14 protein-coding genes are annotated in these 19,774 nt (G+C 64.3%); all 14 read right to left on the bottom strand.

The window, feature by feature from the left end; genetic code table 11:
* Positions 1-572 precede the first annotated feature (572 nt).
* Positions 573-2,246: an ABC transporter family substrate-binding protein gene (locus LH390_RS04175; RefSeq protein ID WP_227282491.1), complete on the bottom strand. Its 1,674-nt coding sequence runs from the start codon at positions 2,244-2,246 to the stop codon at positions 573-575.
* 84 nt (positions 2,247-2,330) lie between these two features.
* Positions 2,331-4,256 (bottom strand): dipeptide ABC transporter ATP-binding protein, encoded by a 1,926-nt coding sequence (locus LH390_RS04170; protein WP_227282492.1) that lies wholly within the window; start codon positions 4,254-4,256, stop codon positions 2,331-2,333.
* The gene (locus LH390_RS04165; protein WP_227282493.1) at positions 4,253-5,278 is read right to left on the bottom strand and encodes an ABC transporter permease; all 1,026 of its coding nucleotides are present in this window, start codon (positions 5,276-5,278) and stop codon (positions 4,253-4,255) included. The genes LH390_RS04170 and LH390_RS04165 overlap by 4 nt, the downstream gene beginning before the upstream one ends.
* Positions 5,279-5,280: 2 nt before the next feature.
* Positions 5,281-6,264 carry an ABC transporter permease gene (locus LH390_RS04160; protein WP_227282494.1) on the bottom strand — a complete coding sequence of 328 codons (984 nt, stop codon included), beginning with the start codon at positions 6,262-6,264 and terminating at the stop codon, positions 5,281-5,283.
* Between the two features lie 252 nt (positions 6,265-6,516).
* Positions 6,517-7,920, bottom strand: a complete 1,404-nt coding sequence (locus LH390_RS04155; RefSeq protein ID WP_227326853.1) for an MFS transporter — start codon at positions 7,918-7,920, stop codon at positions 6,517-6,519.
* A gap of 163 nt (positions 7,921-8,083) precedes the next feature.
* Positions 8,084-10,873 (bottom strand): choice-of-anchor M domain-containing protein, encoded by a 2,790-nt coding sequence (locus LH390_RS04150; protein ID WP_227282496.1) that lies wholly within the window; start codon positions 10,871-10,873, stop codon positions 8,084-8,086.
* Between the two features lie 62 nt (positions 10,874-10,935).
* Positions 10,936-12,633 carry a dipeptide ABC transporter ATP-binding protein gene (locus LH390_RS04145; protein WP_227282497.1) on the bottom strand — a complete coding sequence of 566 codons (1,698 nt, stop codon included), beginning with the start codon at positions 12,631-12,633 and terminating at the stop codon, positions 10,936-10,938.
* Positions 12,630-13,709: an ABC transporter permease gene (locus tag LH390_RS04140; RefSeq protein WP_227337394.1), complete on the bottom strand. Its 1,080-nt coding sequence runs from the start codon at positions 13,707-13,709 to the stop codon at positions 12,630-12,632. The genes LH390_RS04145 and LH390_RS04140 overlap by 4 nt, the downstream gene beginning before the upstream one ends.
* Positions 13,702-14,628: an ABC transporter permease gene (locus tag LH390_RS04135; protein ID WP_227282499.1), complete on the bottom strand. Its 927-nt coding sequence runs from the start codon at positions 14,626-14,628 to the stop codon at positions 13,702-13,704. Before LH390_RS04135 ends, LH390_RS04140 begins: the two co-directional genes overlap by 8 nt.
* 5 nt (positions 14,629-14,633) lie before the next feature.
* Complete coding sequence (locus LH390_RS04130) at positions 14,634-16,256, bottom strand: peptide ABC transporter substrate-binding protein (protein WP_399524643.1); 1,623 nt, start codon at positions 16,254-16,256, stop codon at positions 14,634-14,636.
* Positions 16,257-16,366: 110 nt separating this feature from the next.
* Complete coding sequence (locus LH390_RS04125; protein ID WP_283095034.1) at positions 16,367-16,999, bottom strand: nucleoside/nucleotide kinase family protein; 633 nt, start codon at positions 16,997-16,999, stop codon at positions 16,367-16,369.
* An 11-nt stretch (positions 17,000-17,010) separates the two neighbouring features.
* Positions 17,011-17,751, bottom strand: a complete 741-nt coding sequence (locus LH390_RS04120; RefSeq protein WP_227282500.1) for an energy-coupling factor transporter transmembrane component T family protein — start codon at positions 17,749-17,751, stop codon at positions 17,011-17,013.
* Positions 17,748-19,046, bottom strand: coding sequence for an ABC transporter ATP-binding protein (locus LH390_RS04115; protein ID WP_227282501.1), 1,299 nt, complete (start codon positions 19,044-19,046; stop codon positions 17,748-17,750). The genes LH390_RS04120 and LH390_RS04115 overlap by 4 nt, the downstream gene beginning before the upstream one ends.
* A complete protein-coding gene (locus tag LH390_RS04110; RefSeq protein WP_227282502.1) occupies positions 19,043-19,693 on the bottom strand; it encodes an ECF transporter S component in 651 nt (216 codons plus the stop codon). The genes LH390_RS04115 and LH390_RS04110 overlap by 4 nt, the downstream gene beginning before the upstream one ends.
* Between the last annotated feature and the right edge of the window lie 81 nt (positions 19,694-19,774).

The following is a 19,774-nucleotide window of genomic DNA, read 5'->3' as shown; positions in this document are numbered from 1 at the left end:
TCACTGCACCGCTGGGTGCAACACAGATTACCTGACCATTGCGCGCCGCGCAGGACAATATTTTGGTTTTCCCGTGTTCCATCCCGGGACATCGCCCTCCCCATCGATCACGGCACCCCGCTTCGGCTGAAGAATTATTGCTCACACAGAATGCGTCGTGGCCGCACACAGCACAGCAGCCCATCCGAACGCCTGCGCCAGCGAGGAACCCCGCAACGCCAAGCTCGCGCTAACGCGATCAACCAGGGTACCTGCAAAGCATTGCATGACAATGAGCGCCCCCCATGGCGCAGCACGATGCCACGCCAACCAGCACCGGGTTTCCCGAGATGCCCAGCGCAATAAGCGGGAGGGCCACCGCGGAAATCGTATCTGCCAGTTTATTGGAGACCTTGGCCGCGACGAACCGCCGAAAAGGACGATTACGCAAAAGCGACATGGCACCTCCCGGAGAACTTTAGCAACTACTCACTGCCAGACGATTCACTAGAAGCTCATATAAGAATGGAAACCGGGGCGAAACTGTAATTGTTTCACCCCGGCACCCAGTGGAAAGAACAAGCTCGAAGGTCCTATTTCTTTTCCCAGCCAATGTTCTCCGGCGGGATGTAGCCGAAGGACAGCGAACCATAGTTAGCAAGCCCCGGCTTGGTAGCCGTGATGAACGGGCCGTTAGCCAGCGGCATGATGCCGTAGCCGTGGAAGGCCTCGCGCTCCAGCTCGTTGGACTTCTTGATCTGCCCCTTGGCATCGCCAATCTTCTGCAACTCGTCGATCTTCTTATCCAGCTCCGGGGTACCCGTGCCAGACCGGTTGAGCTCAGAATTGGACCGGTAGACCTGCCCGAAGCTGGCCACACCAAAGGCATCTCCCATGTTGAAGGCCATGGGGAAGATGTCAAAGTCCCGCTGGGTAGCCACCTTGGAGAAGTCCGAGGAGGGGCGCTCCTCCACCTTGACCTCAATGCCCACGTCCTTGAGCATCTTTTGAACCGCACCCGCGGTCGCCTTGGTCATAGGCGTGCCGCCAACTTCGACATAGCGCAGCGTGAGCGGCTTTCCGTCCTTTTCCCGCACACCGTCTGCACCCGGGGCCCAACCGGCCTGATCCAAGATCTCCTTCGCCTTGTCTGGGTCGAAAGAGACCACCTGGCCAAAGTTGTCCTCATACCCTTCCTGGGTGGGAAGCAGGTTGAAGGATCCCGGCAGCTGTTCGGTGTAGTCCAAGCCGTTGAAGCGAATGTCCGCGAGCTGGGCACGATCAATGGCAGTCATGACGGCTTCTCGGACGTGGACGTCATTCAGCTCTGGAGACTGCCCGTTGAGCATGATCAGCACATTCGCCGGGCGCAGCGCTGTGTAGATTTTGGCTTGGTCCCCCATTCCCTTGGCCACCGCCAGCCGATCCTTACTGCTTACCCTTGTGGCGTCAATTTCCCCAGCCTTGAACGCGTTGATACTGGCCTGGTCTTCCATGTAGCGGTACGTGACCTTGTCTAGCAAGGGCTTATTTCCCCACCACTTGTCATTGGGCTTGAAGCTGACCACACCGGCATGGAAGTCCACGTTGTCCACCGTGAAGGGGCCGGCTCCCCACTCGGGGTGTAGCTTGCCGATGTACGCCTTGTTAAAGATCTCTGGGCTGTTGATCGCCGGGTGGAGCAACTCTCCGAATATGCCCTGCCACCAGGGATACACGCCGTTATAGGTCACAACAACCTGACGGTCATTCTCGCCGGGGCGCACGGAGGTAACGCGCTCGTAGCCATCCGTGGAGCTCACGTTGAGTTCCTTGTTGGACCCATTCATGAACTGCCAGGTGTGCTCAAAAACCTTCCAATCGATGGGAGTACCATCGTTGAACTGCGCCTTGGGGTTGATGGTGTAGGTCACCCGGGTGTTACCGTCGACGGTTTCTTCCTTGGCATCCGTGAGGTAATCAGGGTTTGTGTGGTAGGTGCCATCCCCATCGGTGGTGAACAGCACCGGGTTGTACCACTGCCAAATAGTGCGGGTATACGCTGTAAAGTCCGCGTGGAAGTCATTTTGCTGTTCAGAAAGCTCGTCAATAGGCAGGGTCAGCTCCCCGCCCTGGGCGAGGTTTTCCCGGTCCTGCTTGTTGTAGGACCCATCGGGTGAGACTTCCAGCTTGGATCCGGATCCGGATGATCCGTCTGAGCCCCCGCAGGCGCTCAAAGTCAGGGCGGCCACTGAGACTAGGGCCGCAAGTGTGCGTCGCATTTTCATCGGTGGCGTCCTCCTTTCGGTGTCTTTTTTTGCTAGGTGGTGGCGCCGGTGGAGTTGCGGCGCCATGGGGAGTGAAAAGTGACGTTATGTAGTTGTGTCCGTGCTCGCGGTGGCGAGCAGGTCTGGGTTGAACGGGATGCGGACGCGTTCTCGCTCGACGGCGGGGTCGGGTACCGGGATGGCTGAGAGCAGCGCCTTGGTGTAGGGGTGTTGGGGGTGGTCGAAGATCTCGTCCACGTCGCCGGCTTCCACAAATTCGCCTTTGTACATCACGGCGACGCGGTCGGATAGGTGGCGGACCACGGACAGGTCGTGGGCGACAAAGAGGTAGGACAGTCCCAGGCGGCGCTTGAGGTCTTCGAGCAGGTTGATCACGCCGGCCTGGATGGACACGTCGAGTGCGGAGACAGGCTCGTCGAGCACGATGATCTTGGGGTTGGTGGCCAGCGCGCGGGCCAGGCCGATGCGCTGGCGTTGCCCGCCGGAGAAGTGCCCGGGGAAGCGGTCAATCTGGTGGGCGCCCAGGCCCACCAGCTCCATGAGTTCGCCGACGCGCTGGTCAATGTCGCCGTCATAGCCCAGGGATTCCAGCGGCTCGGCGATGATTTCGCGGATGGTCATACGCGGGTTGAGCGAGCTCATGGGGTCCTGGAAGACCATTTGGATGTCGTGGCGGGCACGCCGACGCTCGGCAGCGCTGAAGGTGGATGCGTCCTTTCCGGCGAGCATGAGGGTGGTATCCGCGGCGGGCTGCAGGTCCATAACTTCCAGCAGAGTTGTGGTCTTGCCGGAGCCGGATTCACCGACGATGGCCATGCATTCGCCGGCGCGAACCTCAAAGTCCACGCCCTTGACGGCGTGCACCACGCCCACCTTGCGCTTGAGCACTGCCCCCTTGATCAGCGGAAATTCCTTGTGCAGGTTGCGCACATCCAGCGTGATCTCCCGCTGCTCACGGGGCACATCTGCCAGCACATCCTGGGCGAGCTGCGGCAGCGGGTACATCCGCTCGTCCCCGATGCGCCCGTGGGCGATCTCATCGGAGCGCACACAGGCGACTTTGTGGTGCTTATCGACGCCCCGCAGCGGCGGTTCTGCCGCTAGGCACCGCTCCAGCGCCACGGGGCAGCGCTGTGCGAACTGGCACTGGTCGGCGACGTCGAGAAGCACCGGCGGTGAGCCCGCAATCGGGGTGAGCGGCTCGTCGGCGGCGACATCCACCCGCGGAGTGGAGCCCAGCAGGCCCACCGTATAGGGCATGCGGGGGTCGTTGAAGATGGTGTCTACCGGCCCCATCTCCACCGGATGGCCGGCGTACATGACCAGCACATCGTCGGCGGTGCCGGCCACCACGCCCATGTCATGGGTGATCATGATGGTCGCCGCGCCGGTCTCGCGCTGGGCGAGCTTGATCACGTCAAGGATCTGGGCCTGAATGGTCACGTCCAGGGCTGTGGTGGGTTCATCGGCAATAAGAACCCGCGGGTTATTGGCAATAGCAATAGCGATGACCACGCGCTGGCGCATACCGCCGGAAAACTCGTGTGGGAAGGAACGCACCCGCTTGTCCGGCTCAGGAATTCCCACCAGATCCAGCAGCTCGATGGCCTGTGTGAGGGCCTGCTTCTTCGACACATTCTGGTGGGTGTGAATGGCCTCCATGATCTGGTCGCCGACGTTAAACACCGGTGTCAAGGCAGACAGCGGATCCTGGAAAATCATTCCAATGCCCTTACCGCGGACCTTGGACATCTCTTTGTCCGACTTGGTCAAAAGCTCCTCACCGGCAAACACCGCAGAGCCCTCAATCCGGGCGTATTCCGGAAGCAGCCCCATGACGGCCATGGAGGTCACCGACTTTCCGGAGCCGGACTCCCCCACAATGCCTAAGGTGCGCCCCGGAAAAAGGTCAAAATCCACCCCGCGCACCGCATGAACGGGACCGGCCTCAGACGGGAATGTCACGCGCAAATCCCGCACGGACAAGATGGGTTCTGGTGTGGCAATCATGCGTGGCCTCCAGCCTGAGAATTCGGGTCAAGGGCGTCACGCAGACCGTCCGCGATGAAGGACATAGACACCGTCAGCAGCGTCAACGTGAGCGCCGGGAAGTAGAACTGCCAGGGCGCCGACTGGAGGGCACCCGCACCGCCGGAGAGCAGGGTGCCCAAGGAGACGTCGGGAAGCTTCACACCAAGGCCAAGGAAGGACAGCGCCGTTTCTGAAACCACAGTGGAGACCACGCCCAGAGCAAATTGAATGATGAGCAGCGAACCAATATTGGGAATGATGTGGCGCAGCACAATGCGCGGACGCGACACCCCCATGTAGCCTGCGGCGCGCACATAATCATTCTCGCGGATGCTCAGCGCCAGCGACCAAATCACGCGCGCCGGATACATCCAGCCAAAGATGATGAGCACCACGATGAGGAGCTTCCAATCCCCATTGGCATCCGCCACCATCAGGGCGGTCAGCAAGAACGTGGGGATAGCCAGCAGGAAGTGAATAGCAGCCAGGATCACCTTTTCCGGCCAGCCGCCATAAAGCGCGGCGCCCGCGCCGATAATCGCAGACAATACCGAGGTAGCCAGCGAGACCACCAGGGCGATAATCAGCGAGCGCCCCAGCCCGTGGACCGTCTGCGCATACAGGTCATTGCCGGAATCGGTGGTGCCAAACCAGTGCTCCGCCGACGGGCCCGATGCGAGGCTGAGGAAATCCGGATCATCGAAAGCCCACGGGGTGAGATACTTGCCTCCCACCGAGGCCGCCACCAGCAACCCGAAGATCACCAGGCCCACCACGGCCATCTTGTTGCGCATGAAACGCCGCGCGTACAGGCGCCACTTGCTCGTGGCCTTGGCCGCCGTGCGGTGGGCCTGCTCTTCATCCGGGCTTGCCAGGACGGCCTGCCCAGTGCCCACCGAGGCGGGTGTCAGATCCGGGTTGGGGCCTACCGGGCGCACCCCCAGATTCTCTGCCGCGGTGTCAATCTCCAGGTCATGGCGCCGATACTTATGGCTTCCCATGGCTAGCTCACCCGCACTCTCGGGTCAAGGAGCACCACCACGATGTCTGCCAGCACCGCAGAAAAGGCGACCATGAGCGCGGAAAACGCGGCGACCGCTACCACGCCATGGACATCATTGCGGCTGATGGTCTCAATGAAGTACTTGCCCATGCCCTGCCAGGCGAAGATCGTCTCCGTCATCACCGCGCCGGTAAAAATCCCGGGCACGGAAAACGCCACGGACGTGGCCACCGGGATGATGGACGTGCGCAGCGCGTGTCGGCGGATAGCCGTCGAGCGGGTCAACCCCTTGGCTCTCGCGGTGCGCACATAGTCCGCGGAGAGGTTATCCAGCAGCAACGAGCGCTGCATCATGTGGTAGCCCGCGTAGGAAATGATCACCAGGGATACCGTGGGCAGCACCAGGTGTTGGCCGAGATCTGCCAACTTGGGCCAGAATCCCTGCACGTCCGGCGACGCTGCCCCCGTGACGTAGAAGAAGCGCGTGCCGGTGATGTCATTGACCCACAGGCCTACCGCCACCACCGCGATAGAGGCGACCACCACGTGTGTGTTCATAGTGACAATGGACAGCCCCTGCCAGACTCGGTCCGCCAGCTTGTATTGGCGCGAGGCGGTATACACGCCCACCGCCACGCCAATGATCACCGAGGCGACCGTGGCAATGAGCAACAACTGCGCAGAGACCCAGATGCGATAAGACACCTGCGAGTTGACCGAGTCCCCCACCGGGGACGACCCCCAGTCCCAGTGCAACACCACCCCCGTCAGCCACGTCCACCACCGCTGCAACAACGGGGTCTCCGGGTTGAGATTCAACGGCGTGAGTACCCCGGAGATCTGCTCAGGCGACATCGGAGGGCGCCGCCCCTGGTAGTTCGAGCGCGGATCTAGGAACACAGACGCCATGAAGTAGGCAAGGTTGGTGGCCAACACGATGACCACCCCCCAGCTGGCAGTCTTCTTTAACACATACTTGATCAACCCGGTCCTCGCTTTCGCCCACAGTGAAGGCAACAATCAAGCTCAGGTGATGGTTTTGGGAAACCACTGAAATTGTTGGTTGCCAATGTTACTGGCGTCACAAGTCCCAGGTTGGAGATTCTGGGTAACTTTTTTGCAACACGGCCCGCATGCGAAGCGCCGCCGCAGGTCACCACCCACGACGGCGCTTTCACACAGCAGTTGTTATCCCCCCGCTTAATACCCCCATTTTTGATTCAGTTGCGGCTCAGACTACTCAGCTGCGTCCGATCCTGCCTCGGCCGCAGCAGCCTTCTGCGACGCGTGGTGTTCCATCAAACGACGCTCATCGCCACCGATACCACGCAGCAACACGATGGCCAGAATGGCACACACCAGAAGGAATATAAACGTCACATCCCAGCCATAGTGTTTAATAATCCAACCCACGCCCGTGGAAGCCAACGTAGCGCCCACCACGTAGCCCATCAGGCCGGTGTAGCCCGCGGCCGTGCCGGCCACGTTACGCGGAGCCAAGTCAATGGCTTGCAAGCCGATGAGCATGACCGGGCCGTAGATCAACCCACCGATCATGGCCACCACCACCAGCAGGACCCACACCGGGGTGCCCTGCGGCAGCAGCCAATAGGCCGCAATGAACAGGCCCACACCGGACATGAACAGGATGCCGGTGCCTGTGCGGTAGCCCTTGAAGATGCGGTCGGAGACCCAGCCGCACAGCAGCGTGCTCACAATGCCGGTCAGCTCGAAGAAGGAGAAGCCGGCGATGCCGGCGCCCAGGTCGGCGCCGTGGACATCATGCAGGTAGACCGGGGTCCAGCTGAGCACGCCGTAGCGCAGCACGTAGATAAACACGTTGGCCAGCGCCAGGAACATCATCACCCGGTTGGTCAACACGTGGCGCCACACGATCTGCCAGACAGTCAGGCCGGACGCGTCCACTTCCTCGGTCTTGGCCGGGTCGTTGCGATATTCCTCAATGGTGGGCAGGCCCTGCGACTCCGGGGTATCCCGAATGAGCACGAAGGCAATGACGGCCACCACCAGGGCCAGGATGCCGGGGAACCAGAAGGCAGACTGCCACTGATTATTGGTCACGCTCAGCGCCCAGGCGGCCGCGATGCCCACGCCCGCGCCACCGACGTTGTGCGCGCAGTTCCAGATGGAGGTCTTCAAACCGCGCTCAGAGGTGGAGAACCAGTGGACCAAAACCCGGCCCGAGGGCGGCCAGCCCATGCCCTGGAACCAACCGTTGATGAACATCACCAGCGCAAAAATGGCCACCGAGGCATGTAGCGCGGGCATGGTACCCAGTGCAATATTGGTCAGGCCAGATAGCGCGAGCCCAATGGGCATAAACATGCGCGCATTTGAGCGATCCGACAACGTGGCCATGAAGAATTTGGATAAACCGTAAGAAACAAATACGGCATTGGCAATGATTCCGATGGCCACCGTATCAAGGATGCCCTCGCTCTTGAGCAGCGCAGAGACCACCGAGATGTTGTTGCGCACCAAATAGAATCCGGCGTAACCAATGAAGATGCCCATAAACACCTGAAAGCGCAGCAGCGGGTAGCGGTGTGCTACCTCAGCAGAGCTCAGGCGCGGCGCGGGCTTCAGCGCCCGCAAAGAAAACGCATGAGATTCAGACATGAGAAGTAGTATGCAGCTTTTCCCCATAAAAGCCAAGCCTCAGTACACCCCCCATTTCACCCCCGTTCACCTTGCGGTAACCTGGTTTCCCGCATCAGGCGCGCCGCCCGGCACCGGGGTTGCCGGCTGCGTGCTCCGACAACCCCGCGGGGCGGTTAACCCGCTAGGAATCCAACTTCACCTGGCCGAACGTGTGCGGCTCCACCACAAAAGTCACGGTGTGCCACGCAGTTGAACCGGTGCTGGACTCTCCACGCACCTCAATCTCATACGTGCCTGAACGGGTAAACACCCAGTCCAGATGAGCGTGGAATGGCTTCCCGGAACCAAAGACGGCCGGCCCCGTGGAATCTGCGATCCGGTGAATATCTAACCCGGAAGTAAACGCAAACCACTTGCCACCCTCGGGCGCGCTCTTTGGCCGCAGCCGAAAGCGCATATCCGGGTGGGTGGTGCGCACCGAATAGGTGTCAAACCCGGGCCAAATCGCCTGCGGGTCCTGGCTCATGGGCAGGTGGTAGACCACATCGCCCCGCTTGCCCAGGAACGCCAGCTCCGGCTCGACCGGGATGGACGGATAGCGCTGCCCGCCGCCGATCACCCGCGCACGCGCGGCGTTAACCACCAGCGCTACGTCCGAGGTCTTGCGGTCCCCGGTGCCATCGCGATGCAACAGGAGTTCCGGGGTGGTGGGAGAACCCGGAACGTCTGCCGGGTGGATATCAATGTGCCCGGTGGTCCAGCGCTCCTGCGCTGTGCCAGCCTCACGATCCGGCTGGTCCTGCTCAGACTGGCCTACCTGCCAGGTCAGGGTCACCGGCTTACTCGTGGCAGGGTTGTCCCCGCCGCGGGCTATGGTGGCCGACAGGCGGTACGTGCCGGGCTTGGTGAAGGCCCATGCCAGGTGGCGGTGGAGGGGGGCGTCGGCACGCAATTGGCTATGCGTGGCGTCGAAGACGTGCTCGATGGGGGTCGGGCCGCCGCCGGTGAAGGCGAACCAGTCTCCACCCTCCGGGGTCTCGGCCGAGGTGATGGTAAAGGTGTAGTCCCCATCGTGGGTTGCCGCGTCATCCTCCGTACTCAGCCCAGGCCACAACAAACCATCGGTCTGGCTTTGCGGAAGCAGGTAGATCTGCTGGCCTTCCTGGCCCAAGAACCCTAGTCCTTTGGCCACGTCCCGGGCGCTCAAGGTGCGCTGAGCCTGGTCCGCCACAGACAGGGTCACGGCGCTTGGGTCCCGCCAGACCTCCTGGTGACTTGCCGTCCCAGTGCCGTCCTTGATGGCCAGGTCCACCTCGGAACCGCGCGAGAAGGGGGCGATGTCCAGATGGCCCTGCTCCAGCGTGACGGGCTGCGTACTAAGTGTGGCCCCTTCGGTGTTGTCCGTGCCTTCCGGATCCTCCGGCGAGTAGTCCGGATCCTCCGGCTCATTGTTGAGCTGGAAGGCCACCGTCGTCGGCGGGGTGGGCGCGAACCCATCGGGCAGCGCGACGGTGACGTGGGCATCTCCCGGAGCTATAGTGCGCGCATCCGGGGAGATCTTGAGCACCAGAGCGTAGCCCGGCCCCTGGCAGCCGTCGATGGACTGCCGGGAGGTACGCCTGCCCGGCGCGCTGCTAAACGCGATGGGGCAGCTAGCGGCCTGCGTGCCCACCACATCTGCGGAAATAGTTCCGGAGGAATCCAGACGGTAGTAGCCGCCGGACGCCAGCACGCTCAGGGAGTCATCGGCCGGGGCCACGGTCAGGTCCGTGGTCGCGGTATCCGGGTCTTCCGCGGTGGTGCTCACCGTGATATCGGTGCTGGTGGGCTGATAGTCCCCCAGGTCCAGGCGCGGCGCCGGGTCCTGGGTGGCAGGGCTGGGTAGACCATCAGCCTCATCGGTGGTGGCGGTGGTCTGCTCGCCGGTGGTGTAGCGCAGCGGAGCAGACACCCAGCGCGGGCTTTCTGCCGCCTTGTCCGGAATGAACACGGCGCTGTAGGAGGACTCGGTGTCACCCAACAGCTCATCCCAGTGGGCCGTGCCGGACTCGACCGGGACCTCCGCCAGGAAGTAGCCGTCCACGTAGAACACGGCGTGCCCGCGGTCGCGGTCATTGCCGGTGTTGAAGGTCAGCGTGCTCAGCGCCCCATCGGCGGAACCGGGCATGGAGCCGTGGTAGGGGCGCAGCGAGAACTCGGGGTGGAATTGTTCACTATCGGAGGACTGGGCGCTTGCCGCAAAGGCGTCCTCGATGGGGCCCAGACCGTGCTCGTCCGGGCGGGTGCCGCCGATCTGCCAGACCAGGGTCTGCGGCGCAGAGGCGATGAGCTTGCCGTCCACCCCGCGGGCGGCGGCCCGGTAGGTGACCTGATAGCGGCCGGGTTTGCTGAAGGTGGTCAGGTTGTGGGTGTGGGTTCCCGCCGTGGCCCAGGTGGAGCGGTAGCCCAGGTCGTGGGAGGACCAGAGCCTGCGGACGGGATAGTCAGCGTCCGTGTAGTTGAACAGCTCCATGCGCCCGGGGCCGTCAAAATCGACGATCTCCATGGTCAATGTGCCGTCCCGGAAGCTGTCTACGGGCAGGTCCAAGTCCGCGCCGAACCCGGCCCAGATGGGCGCGCCGCGGCCGCCGGCGGCCGGGCCCAGGCTATACAGGCGGGTGCCGGGCTTCCCCAGGAAGCTCAGGCGCGGGTCATCGGGGACGGTGAAGACGAACTGGCCCTTGTTTTCCTTTCCGCGCCCGGCGTAGTTGACCGTCTTTTCAATTGGTAGGTCTCCCCCGCTGCGGGAGACGAGCTGGAAGTTGCTGGTGTGCTCGTCCCACGTCACGTGGGGGGAATCGACGTGGCCTTCGGTGCGGACCACCAGCGCGTCGTTGGGGCTGGCGGCGGCGGGCAGGCCGGTTAGGGGGATCAGGAGGGCCGCGGCGAGGGCGGCGACGGAGGCTCTCCAGCCTCGAGGTTGCAGATTCACAAGGCACAGTGAACCCCTTATTGGCAAAATTTGTCAATAAGGGGTTCGGCGCGGCGAACTCGCTAGTTTGTTACGTGTGCACCCCAGTCGATTCCGGCGCCCGGAACAGACTCAATGAGGTTGCGGGTGTAGTCCTGGCGGGGGTGGGCAAACACCTCATCGGCGCTGCCCCGCTCCACCAGATGTCCCTTGCGCATCACCACAACATCGTCTGCAATCTGGCGCACCACGGCCAGGTCATGGGTAATAAACAGGTAACTCAGCTTCAGCTCTTCTTGCAGGCCAGCCAGCAGCTCAAGCACCTGGTGCTGCACGAGCACGTCCAGGGCGGACACCGCCTCATCGAGCACCAACACCTCCGGGCGCAACGCCAGCGCACGCGCAATGGCCACCCGCTGGCGCTGACCGCCAGACAGCTCGTTGGGGTAGCGCCGCATGGTTGACCGCGGCAGGGCCACCATATCCAGCAGGTCCGCCACCCGCTGCTGACGCTGCTTGCGTGTGCCCTTCTTATGCACCGCCAACGGTTCCTCGATGCAACGGTAGATCGAGTACATGGGGTCCAGCGAACCGTAGGGGTTCTGGAAGACCACCTGCATCTTCTCCCGCACCGCAAACTTCTCCGCCCGGCTGAGCTCGTCGAGGTTGCGGCCGTGGAAGTACACGCTCCCCTTCGTCGGCTGCAACAGGCCCAGCACCATGTTGGCCACGGTGGATTTCCCGGAACCGGACTCGCCCACCAGCGCTGTGGTGGTGCCTTCCCGCACGTAGAAGGACACATCCTCCACGGCGGTAACGTTTTTAAACTCCTTGGTCAGGCCGTCCACGCGGATGACCTGCTCCGTGGTCTGGGTATCCCCTGTCTTGAGCAATTCGTCGGCCCCGTGGCCGCCCTGGATGCGTGCGGAAGCCAGGGAGGGGGCGGCGTCGACAAGCCTGCGGGTATAGGGGTGGCGCGGGTTGGCCAGGATCTCGCGGGAGGGACCGGCCTCGACCACCCGGCCGCGGTGCATGACCACCAGGTGCTCAGCGCGCTCGGCGGCCAGCCCCAAGTCATGGGTAATCAGCAGCACGGCGGTACCCAGCTGCTCAGTCAGGCCCTCTAGGTGATCGAGAATGCGCTTTTGCACCGTGACATCCAGCGCGGAGGTCGGCTCGTCGGCGATGAGCAACTGCGGCTTAGCGGCCAGGCCAATGGCAATGAGCGCGCGCTGGCGCATGCCGCCGGAAAACTCGTGGGGGAATTGGCGGGCCCGGCGCGCGGCATCATCTAAGCCGGCATCTTCAAGCAGCTGCTCGGCGGAGCCTTCTGCATTATTGGCGTGCAGTGCCTCTTCGATCTGGGTGCCCACGCGCCACACCGGGTTGAGGTTGCTCATGGGGTCTTGGGGCACCAGGCCAATGTGGGCGCCGCGCAGCTGTTGCATCTGCTTTTCGCTGGCCCCGGCGATCTCTTGGCCGTCGAAGAGGATGGATCCGCCGGTGACCTTTCCTTCGCCCGGAAGTAGGCCCAGCACGGACATGGCGGTGGTGGACTTGCCGGAGCCGGACTCGCCGACGATGGCCACGGATTGCCCGCGGTAGACCGTCAGGTTTGCCCCGCGCACAGCGTCAACCACGCCCGTCGAGGAGGTGAAGGAGACTCGCAGGTCCTTAATTTCCAATAGCGGCTTATCTGCGGCGTGACCTGCGGCGCGATCCGCAGCGTGATCCGCGGATGCGTGATCCGCAGCGCGATCCGCAGTGGTGTGATCGGTCATCGTTTCCTCGCCTTCGGGTCCAGCGCGTCGCGGACGACGTCGCCCATCATGATGAAGCTCAGCACGGTCAGCCCCAGGGCTGTCGCGGGGAAGAAGAGCACGGCAGGCTTGGTGCGCAACACGTCCTGCGCCACGGCAATATCCCCGCCCCAGGACACCACCGAGGACGGCAGGCCGATGCCCAGGAAGGACAGCGTGGCTTCCGCCACGATGAACGTTCCCAGCGCCACCGTGGCGTACACGATGATCGGCGCCGCCGCGTTGGGCAGGATGTGGCTGAGCAACAGGGTGCGCCGCCGCGCGCCCAGCGCCCGGGCCGCGGTGACATAGTCCTCATTCTTGGCGCTCATCACGGCGCCGCGAGTGATGCGCGCGATGCTGGTCCAGCCGAACAGGGCCAACACCAGCACCACCGTGATGATGGTGCGGTGGTTCTTAAACAGCTGCATGATCACGATCGCGGCCAGCACCAGGGGCACGGCAAAGAAGATATCCGTGATGCGGGAGAGCACCGCGTCGAGCCAGCCGCCGAAGAACCCGGCCAGGGCGCCGATCGCGCCGCCGAGGAGGACCACGAGCGCGGTGGTGAGCACGCCCACGAGCACCGAGGCACGGGCCCCGTAGACGGTGCGCGCGTAGATGTCACAGCCCTGGCGGTCAAAACCGAAGGGGTGGGACCAGCTCATCCCGCGCAGGGAATAGTCAAGGTCGCAGAAGCTGGGGTCCGCCCGGGTAAACAGCCCCGGGACCGCCGCCACGGCGAGGGCAAGCAGGATCAGCGCTGCGGAAATCCAAAACAGGGGCCGCCGGCGCAGGTACCGCCAGGCCACCGCCCATTGGGAAGACGGCGCGGACTCATCGGCTACCGCATCGACTGCGCCGAGGCCGGTCTCATCATCGGCGGCCACCACGTGCTCTTGGCCCGGGCGGGCAGCTCGCTTTTCGACGCCCGGCGCAGCAACCTCGGTGGCTACAGTCCCGGCGTCAGCCACCGCTCCCGCGGGTTCTGGAAGGTCACGGTTGACCTGGTTTTCTTGGTCATCACGGTCCGGCCGTGGGATACGGGTGCTACTCATAGCGAATCCTCGGGTCTAGTACGGCGTAGATGAGATCAACAAGCAGGTTGGCCACGATGTAGACCACCACTAGCACAGTGGCAAAGGACACCACAGTGGTCGGCTCGCCCTTCAAGATGGCCTGGTACATCGTGCCGCCCACGCCGTTGATGGCAAAGATGCCCTCTGTGACAATGGCGCCACTCATCAGCGCGCCAAGATCAGCGCCCAGGAAGGTGGCCACGGGGATTAAGGAGTTGCGCAGCACGTGCCGGGTCATCACCGACCGCCCGCCCAAGCCCTTGGCCCGGGCGGTGCGCACGTAGTCCGCGGTCAGGTTCTCTGAGACCGATTGGCGGGTCAGCCGCAACACGTAGGCAAAAGACAACGCGCCGAGCACGATCGCCGGCATGAGCAGCGGCACGAAGGTTTCCTTGCTGCCCACCGTCACCGGCAGCAGCCCCCACTTGACGCCCACCACGTATTGGAAAACAAAGCCGATGACAAAGGAGGGCACGGCAATGACGATGAGCGAGAGCACCAGCACCGTGGAGTCAAAGAAGCCACCGCGGCGCACCCCGGCGATGACGCCGAAGAGGATGCCAAACACGGCCTCAAAGACCAGCGCCATGACCGCCAGCTTGATGGTCACCGGGAAGGCCTCAGCCATGACCTCAGCGACGGGGCGGCCCGAGAAGGTAGTGCCAAAGTCCAAGGTCACAATGCCCTTGAGGTAGAGCAGGTACTGCACCAGGAAGGGCTTGTCCAGGTTGTATTGGGATTCAATGCGCGCCCGGGCGGCCTCTGACAGCGCCTTGTCGCCGCCCAGGGCGGCCACCGGATCGCCGGGCATGAGGAAAACCAGCGCGTAGAGCAGCAGCGTGGCCCCGAAGAAGACGGGGATCATCTGTAGCAGTCGGCGCGCAATATAGCGTGGCATCTGCCCTACTCCTTTCCGTGTCCTTGTGTCTTGTTATCAGCGCCACCACCGGGTCCGGGGTCGCCCTCCTTGACCACGGCGCTAAGCTCCGGCACGGACTTCCAGTTGAAGTGCACGTTGCTCACGCGCGGCCCGCTGCCGCCGGTGACGTTGGAATACCACAGCGGGATGGCGGGCAGATCCTTCAGCAGGATTGCCTGCGCGGCACGGTAGTGCTTGTTGGCCTCCTCCACGCTGGGGGCGCTGGCGGCGGCGTCGAGCTCGGCGTCGAAACGCGGGTTGGAGTAGTCGCCATCATTGGAGCCCGCCCCCGTGCGGTACGTCTGGGTAAGAAAGCCAGACATGGCCGGGAAATCGCCCTGCCAGCCGGTGCGGAACGCGCCGGTGATGGTGCGGTTGGTGATGTCATCGCGCAGGGACTTAAAGTCCGGGTAGGCGGTGCCCTCAGCCTGGATGCCCAGGTTGTTTTTGAGCTGATTGGCCACGGCATCCGCCCAGGGCTTGTGCCCGCCATCAGAGTTGTAGGAGATGGTAAACGTGCCCTCGTAGGGCGAGATGGCATCCGCCTTGTCCCACAGCTCGCGGGCGCGCTGCGGGTTGAACTCCAACACCTCCGCGCCGGGGATATCAGCGCTGTAGCCGGGCAACACCGGCGAGGTGAAGTCGCGCGCCGGAGTGCGGGTATCCGCAAAGATGGCGTGGGTGACCTGCGGGCGGTTGATGGCCAGCGAGATCGCCGCGCGGCGCAGCGCGCCCTCCTCGCCGCTAAAGTGCGGCAGGTTCTGCGGAATGGTAAATCCCTGGAAGACAGCCACCGGCTTATTCACCGCGCCATCTCCCAGCTCGTCCTGGTAGGTGGTAAACGCCGAACTGGGCACGTCCTTGATGATGTCAAGCTGACCGGACAACACGTCCGCGTAGGCCGCGTTGGGGGTGGTGTAGAAGCGCACCTGGGCCCCGGAGTTAGCGAGCGTGCGCTCGCCCACGTACTCCGGGTTGGGCACCAGGGTGGCTGCAACGTTGTGGTCCCAGCGCTCCATCTTGTAGGGGCCGTTGCCCACGGGCAGCTGACCGAAGGCCTCCATGTCGTCGAAGGCGACGTCGGGAAGCGGGAAGAAGGAGGAGTGCCCCAGCTGGATGGGAAAGTCCGCCTGCGGCGAGGCCAGCGTGATGGTGAAGGTGTAATCATCCACCACCTTCAGGCCCTCCATGTGCGCCTTGCCCTCCTCAAAGCCCTTGATGGGGGCAAAGAAGTCCGCGCCGGTCTGGCTGTGCTCCACCGCGTAATCCCAAGCGCGCACAAAGTTGTGGGCCTGGACCGGAGAGCCGTCAGAGAACTTTCGGTCCCGATGCAGCTCCACCTTAAAAGTGGTGGCATCCGTGGTGCTGATGTTCGTGGCAACCTCGTTGTACGCCTTGCCGTCTGTGTCATAGCCCACCAGGCCGGAAAAGATCTGGTCGATGATGTCCCCGCCGCCAGTCTCCGTGGTACCCGCAGGAAGCAGCGGATTCTGCGGCTCCGAACCATTGACGCTGACGTAATTTACTTCCGGCCCATCCTGGCCGCTGGAGCACGCGGCGAGAACTCCGGCTAGGAGCAGGCTCGCCGCCTTGAGCGCTTTTCTCACGGACGTCTCTTTCCGTCTCAATACTGGGTAGGTGTTTCCCGAAAGGATAGTGGGAATACCCCTACAAGCGCACCAAAATCAGCCACCACCCCACCCCCGATGTTGCACAGCTACCCCCGGATTACCTCATCGTAGTGCACCGGAACTGAAAAGTGCCGCTCCTCCTGGCGGGCCCACATGGCCAAAAAGGGGGCATAATATGGGTCGCGCGCCAGCGCCCGGGTGCGGCGCACCTCCTCCGGGGCCGTGACCAACACGGTGTGCACTCGGCCGAGAGCCCGCGCCGCGGCCACCGATTCTGCGGTCACCGCGCCGGCGCCCTCCACCACCAGCACCTCGCCCGGGCCCCGGCGCGGCAACGGCTGCCACGCCCCGCGCCGATCAGCATCCCAGTCCCAGCGCCAAAACCCCGGGTTCACCGGGTCAAGCACATCCCGGGCCACCATCTGCGCGGCGGCGGCCAGACCCGACCAGCCGGGGTAGAAGTCATCCAGATGCACCACCGGGTAGCCCAGTGACGCCGCCCACGTGGTCTTGCCTGCCCCCGAAGGGCCGTCGATGAGAACCGTCAGCGGGTCCCCGGAGGCAGCAGCGGCGGTGACCGCCGCGCTGGAGGCGGCGCTGGGGGTAGCGCTGGGGGCGGCGCTGGGGGTAGCGCTGGGGGCGGCGCTGGGGGTAGCGCTGGGGGCGGCGCTGGGGGCGGCGTCGGAAAGCGGGGAGCCACCGGCAGGAAAATCGCTCATAGCTGTCTCCGTTAGGCCCCCAGGAAGCGGAATTGGCCGGTCCACACCGCCGCGGCGATGCTTATCGCCGCCACGACGGCACAGCCCGCGACCAGTACTGCGTCGCGGCGGTGCAGCTGGGAGCGCCGGGCCCAGGTGCGCGGGCCGGAGCCAAATCCGCGCGCCTCCATGGCCACGGCGAGCGTGGATCCGCGGCGCAGCGCCGCTACCAAAAGTCCGAAGGACAGGGTGAGGGTGTGGCGCAGGCGGCCTTGGTCGGCAATGCCGCGGGCGCGGCGGGCGCGGTTGAGGCTGGCCCAGTCGTCACGAAAGAGCGTGAGCATGCGCACCCCGGCGACGGAGGCGACGACGAAGCGCTCCGGCAGGTGCGCCACCTGCGCCAGCCCGTCGCCGAGGTCCGTGGGGTCCAGCCGATCGGTGAGCACCAGGACCGGCAGCGCCACCGCGATGACGCGCACCATGATCGCCGCGGCGAGGGCCAGCGAGTTGTCCGTGATGTGGGCGAACCCGAAGGAGAAATACTCGTGGCCTTCCGGGCGGGCGTAGAGCGCCATGGACACGCCGGCGAGCGGGGCGATGGCGCACAGCGGAAGCAGGCGCGTGAAGCGAAAGCCCCAGGCCAGGGCCACCGCGGTGCACAACACCAGCGCCACCGTGGCGGAGACGAGGTCCACGGAGATCAATAGTGGAGTGGTCACCACGAGCGCGCCGGCAAGCCGGGCGACGGGGTTGAAACTGTCGAGCATCCTCATGGGGTGACCTCCACGTGATGATCGCCCAGCGCGTGGAGGAAAAGCTCATCGTGGGTGATAGCCGCCACGGTGACGCCGCGGTCGGTCAGCTGGCGCAGCAGCGTGACCAGCTCTACAAAGGTCTGCTCGTCTTGGCCAAAGGTCGGTTCATCCAAAATGAGCACCCGCGGGGCCGCAACCAGTGCCGTTGCTACGGATAGCCGGCGCTTCTCACCCCCGGACAGGGTAAATGGATTGGCGTTGCGCAGGTGGTCGAGGCGCAACTGTTCTAGCAGCTGATCAATCGGGGCATCGGGCATGCCCATCACCCGCGGGCCCACCGCCATCTCCTCGGCGACCGTGCGGGCCACAAACTGGTGCTCCGGGTCCTGAAACACGCACCCGATGCGCCGCGCGAGCTGCGCCGAGCGCCACCGATGCGCCGGCCCGCCCAGCCCATCACGCACCTGCGGCGCATAGTCCACCTCTCCCGAGCGCGGGGCATCCAGCCCGGCGAGCACCATGGCCAGAGAGGTCTTGCCCGCACCGTTGGGCCCGGTGATCACCGTTGCCGCGCCCTCCGGCAGCTCCACGTCGCGCGGCGGGCCGGTGTGCGTGCGCAGCTGCCGGGTCCACACGGCGGGCTGTTGGTGCTTATCGACGCCCCGCGCCCCCGGCAGGCGCGGCGGCTCCGGCAGCTCCGTGCGCTCCACTATCCCCTGGCCGGTCATCTCGACGATGCGCTCCACATACGGCAGCCACCGCTGCGCCCGGTGTTCAATGACCAACAGGGTCGCCCCCGTGTTGGCCACCACCTCATCTACCAGGCGCACAATTTCCTGCGCGCCCTGCGGGTCAAGGTTGGCTGTGGGCTCATCCAGGACCACAACATCCGCACCCATGGCCAGTACCCCGGCGAGCGCCAGGCGTTGGCGCTGCCCGCCGGACAGCCGCGCGGTGGGGTGATCCAGCGGCAGGTCCAGACCCACCGCCTTCAGTGCCCAGCGCACCTTCTCCCAGATGTTGTGCTGGCCCAGATTCTCACAGCCGAAGGCGACGTCATCGCCGATCCGGGAGCAGATGGGGTCCGGGTCCTGAAGAACCAGTCCCACCGTTCCGGCGACCTCCAGGGAGCCGCTGGTGAGCGCATCTTCCTCCAGCACGCCCGCCAACGCGGTGGCAAAGGTCGACTTTCCGCTTCCGGAATCCCCGCACAGCAGCACCCGCTGCCCGGCCGGGATCTCAATGCTGACGTGCTCAAAGGCAGGCGCGTCGCGGGTGGGGTGTTGATAAGAAAAGTCGCAAGCGCGGATCACTGCGCGGCCGCTTCCCTTCCCGCCGCAAAGCGGTCGAGTGCGCCCGTGCGCGCCAAGCCACGCACCAGGTAGAAGCCGCCCACCCCGGCCAACACCGCCCCGGAGACCAGCACGCAGCCCAAGTAAGTCAGGTTGAACGCCAGGCTGCGCGCCCAGTTCCCAGAGGTGACAAGCTCCAGGGCGAAGGCCGCCGCCGCGGAGGCCGTGCCCGCGCCCACCGCGGTGCCCAGGCCCCAGCGCCGGTAGACCAGCAGCGCGAAGACCAGCTCTGCGCCTAAGCCCTGGGCCAGACCGGAGTAGATCACGCCCACGCCCCACTGGTTTCCCAGGATCATGGAGACCACCGCGGCCAGCAGTTCGACGAACAGCGCCGCCCCGGGCTTTCGGATGACCAGCCCGCCGACCACCCCGGCGAGCAGCCACACCCCCACTGCCAGCCCGCCCAGGCCGGGGGTCAGCGCGTTGAGGACCTCATAGCCCGCGCCGCCGAGGCCATCCCAAATCCAAAACAGCAGTCCCCCCGCCACGGCGAGCACCGTGGCAATGACGATATCGATGATGCGCCACGAACGCGATAGCGGACGTTGGCCCTGGCCTTGGCCTTGATGTTGACCTTGGTCTTGATGTTCCTGTGATTGTGCAGGCATGAAAAATTCGCTTCCTTCCCTAGCGCCGGTACTAACCGGATCAGGTTCATGCGGTTCGCCCTTGCGGCATCTCAGCCCGGA

It is taken from the genome of Corynebacterium uberis, assembly GCF_020616335.1.
Lineage (GTDB): Bacteria > Actinomycetota > Actinomycetes > Mycobacteriales > Mycobacteriaceae > Corynebacterium > Corynebacterium uberis.
This window is presented reverse-complemented; position numbering and strand designations above follow the sequence as displayed.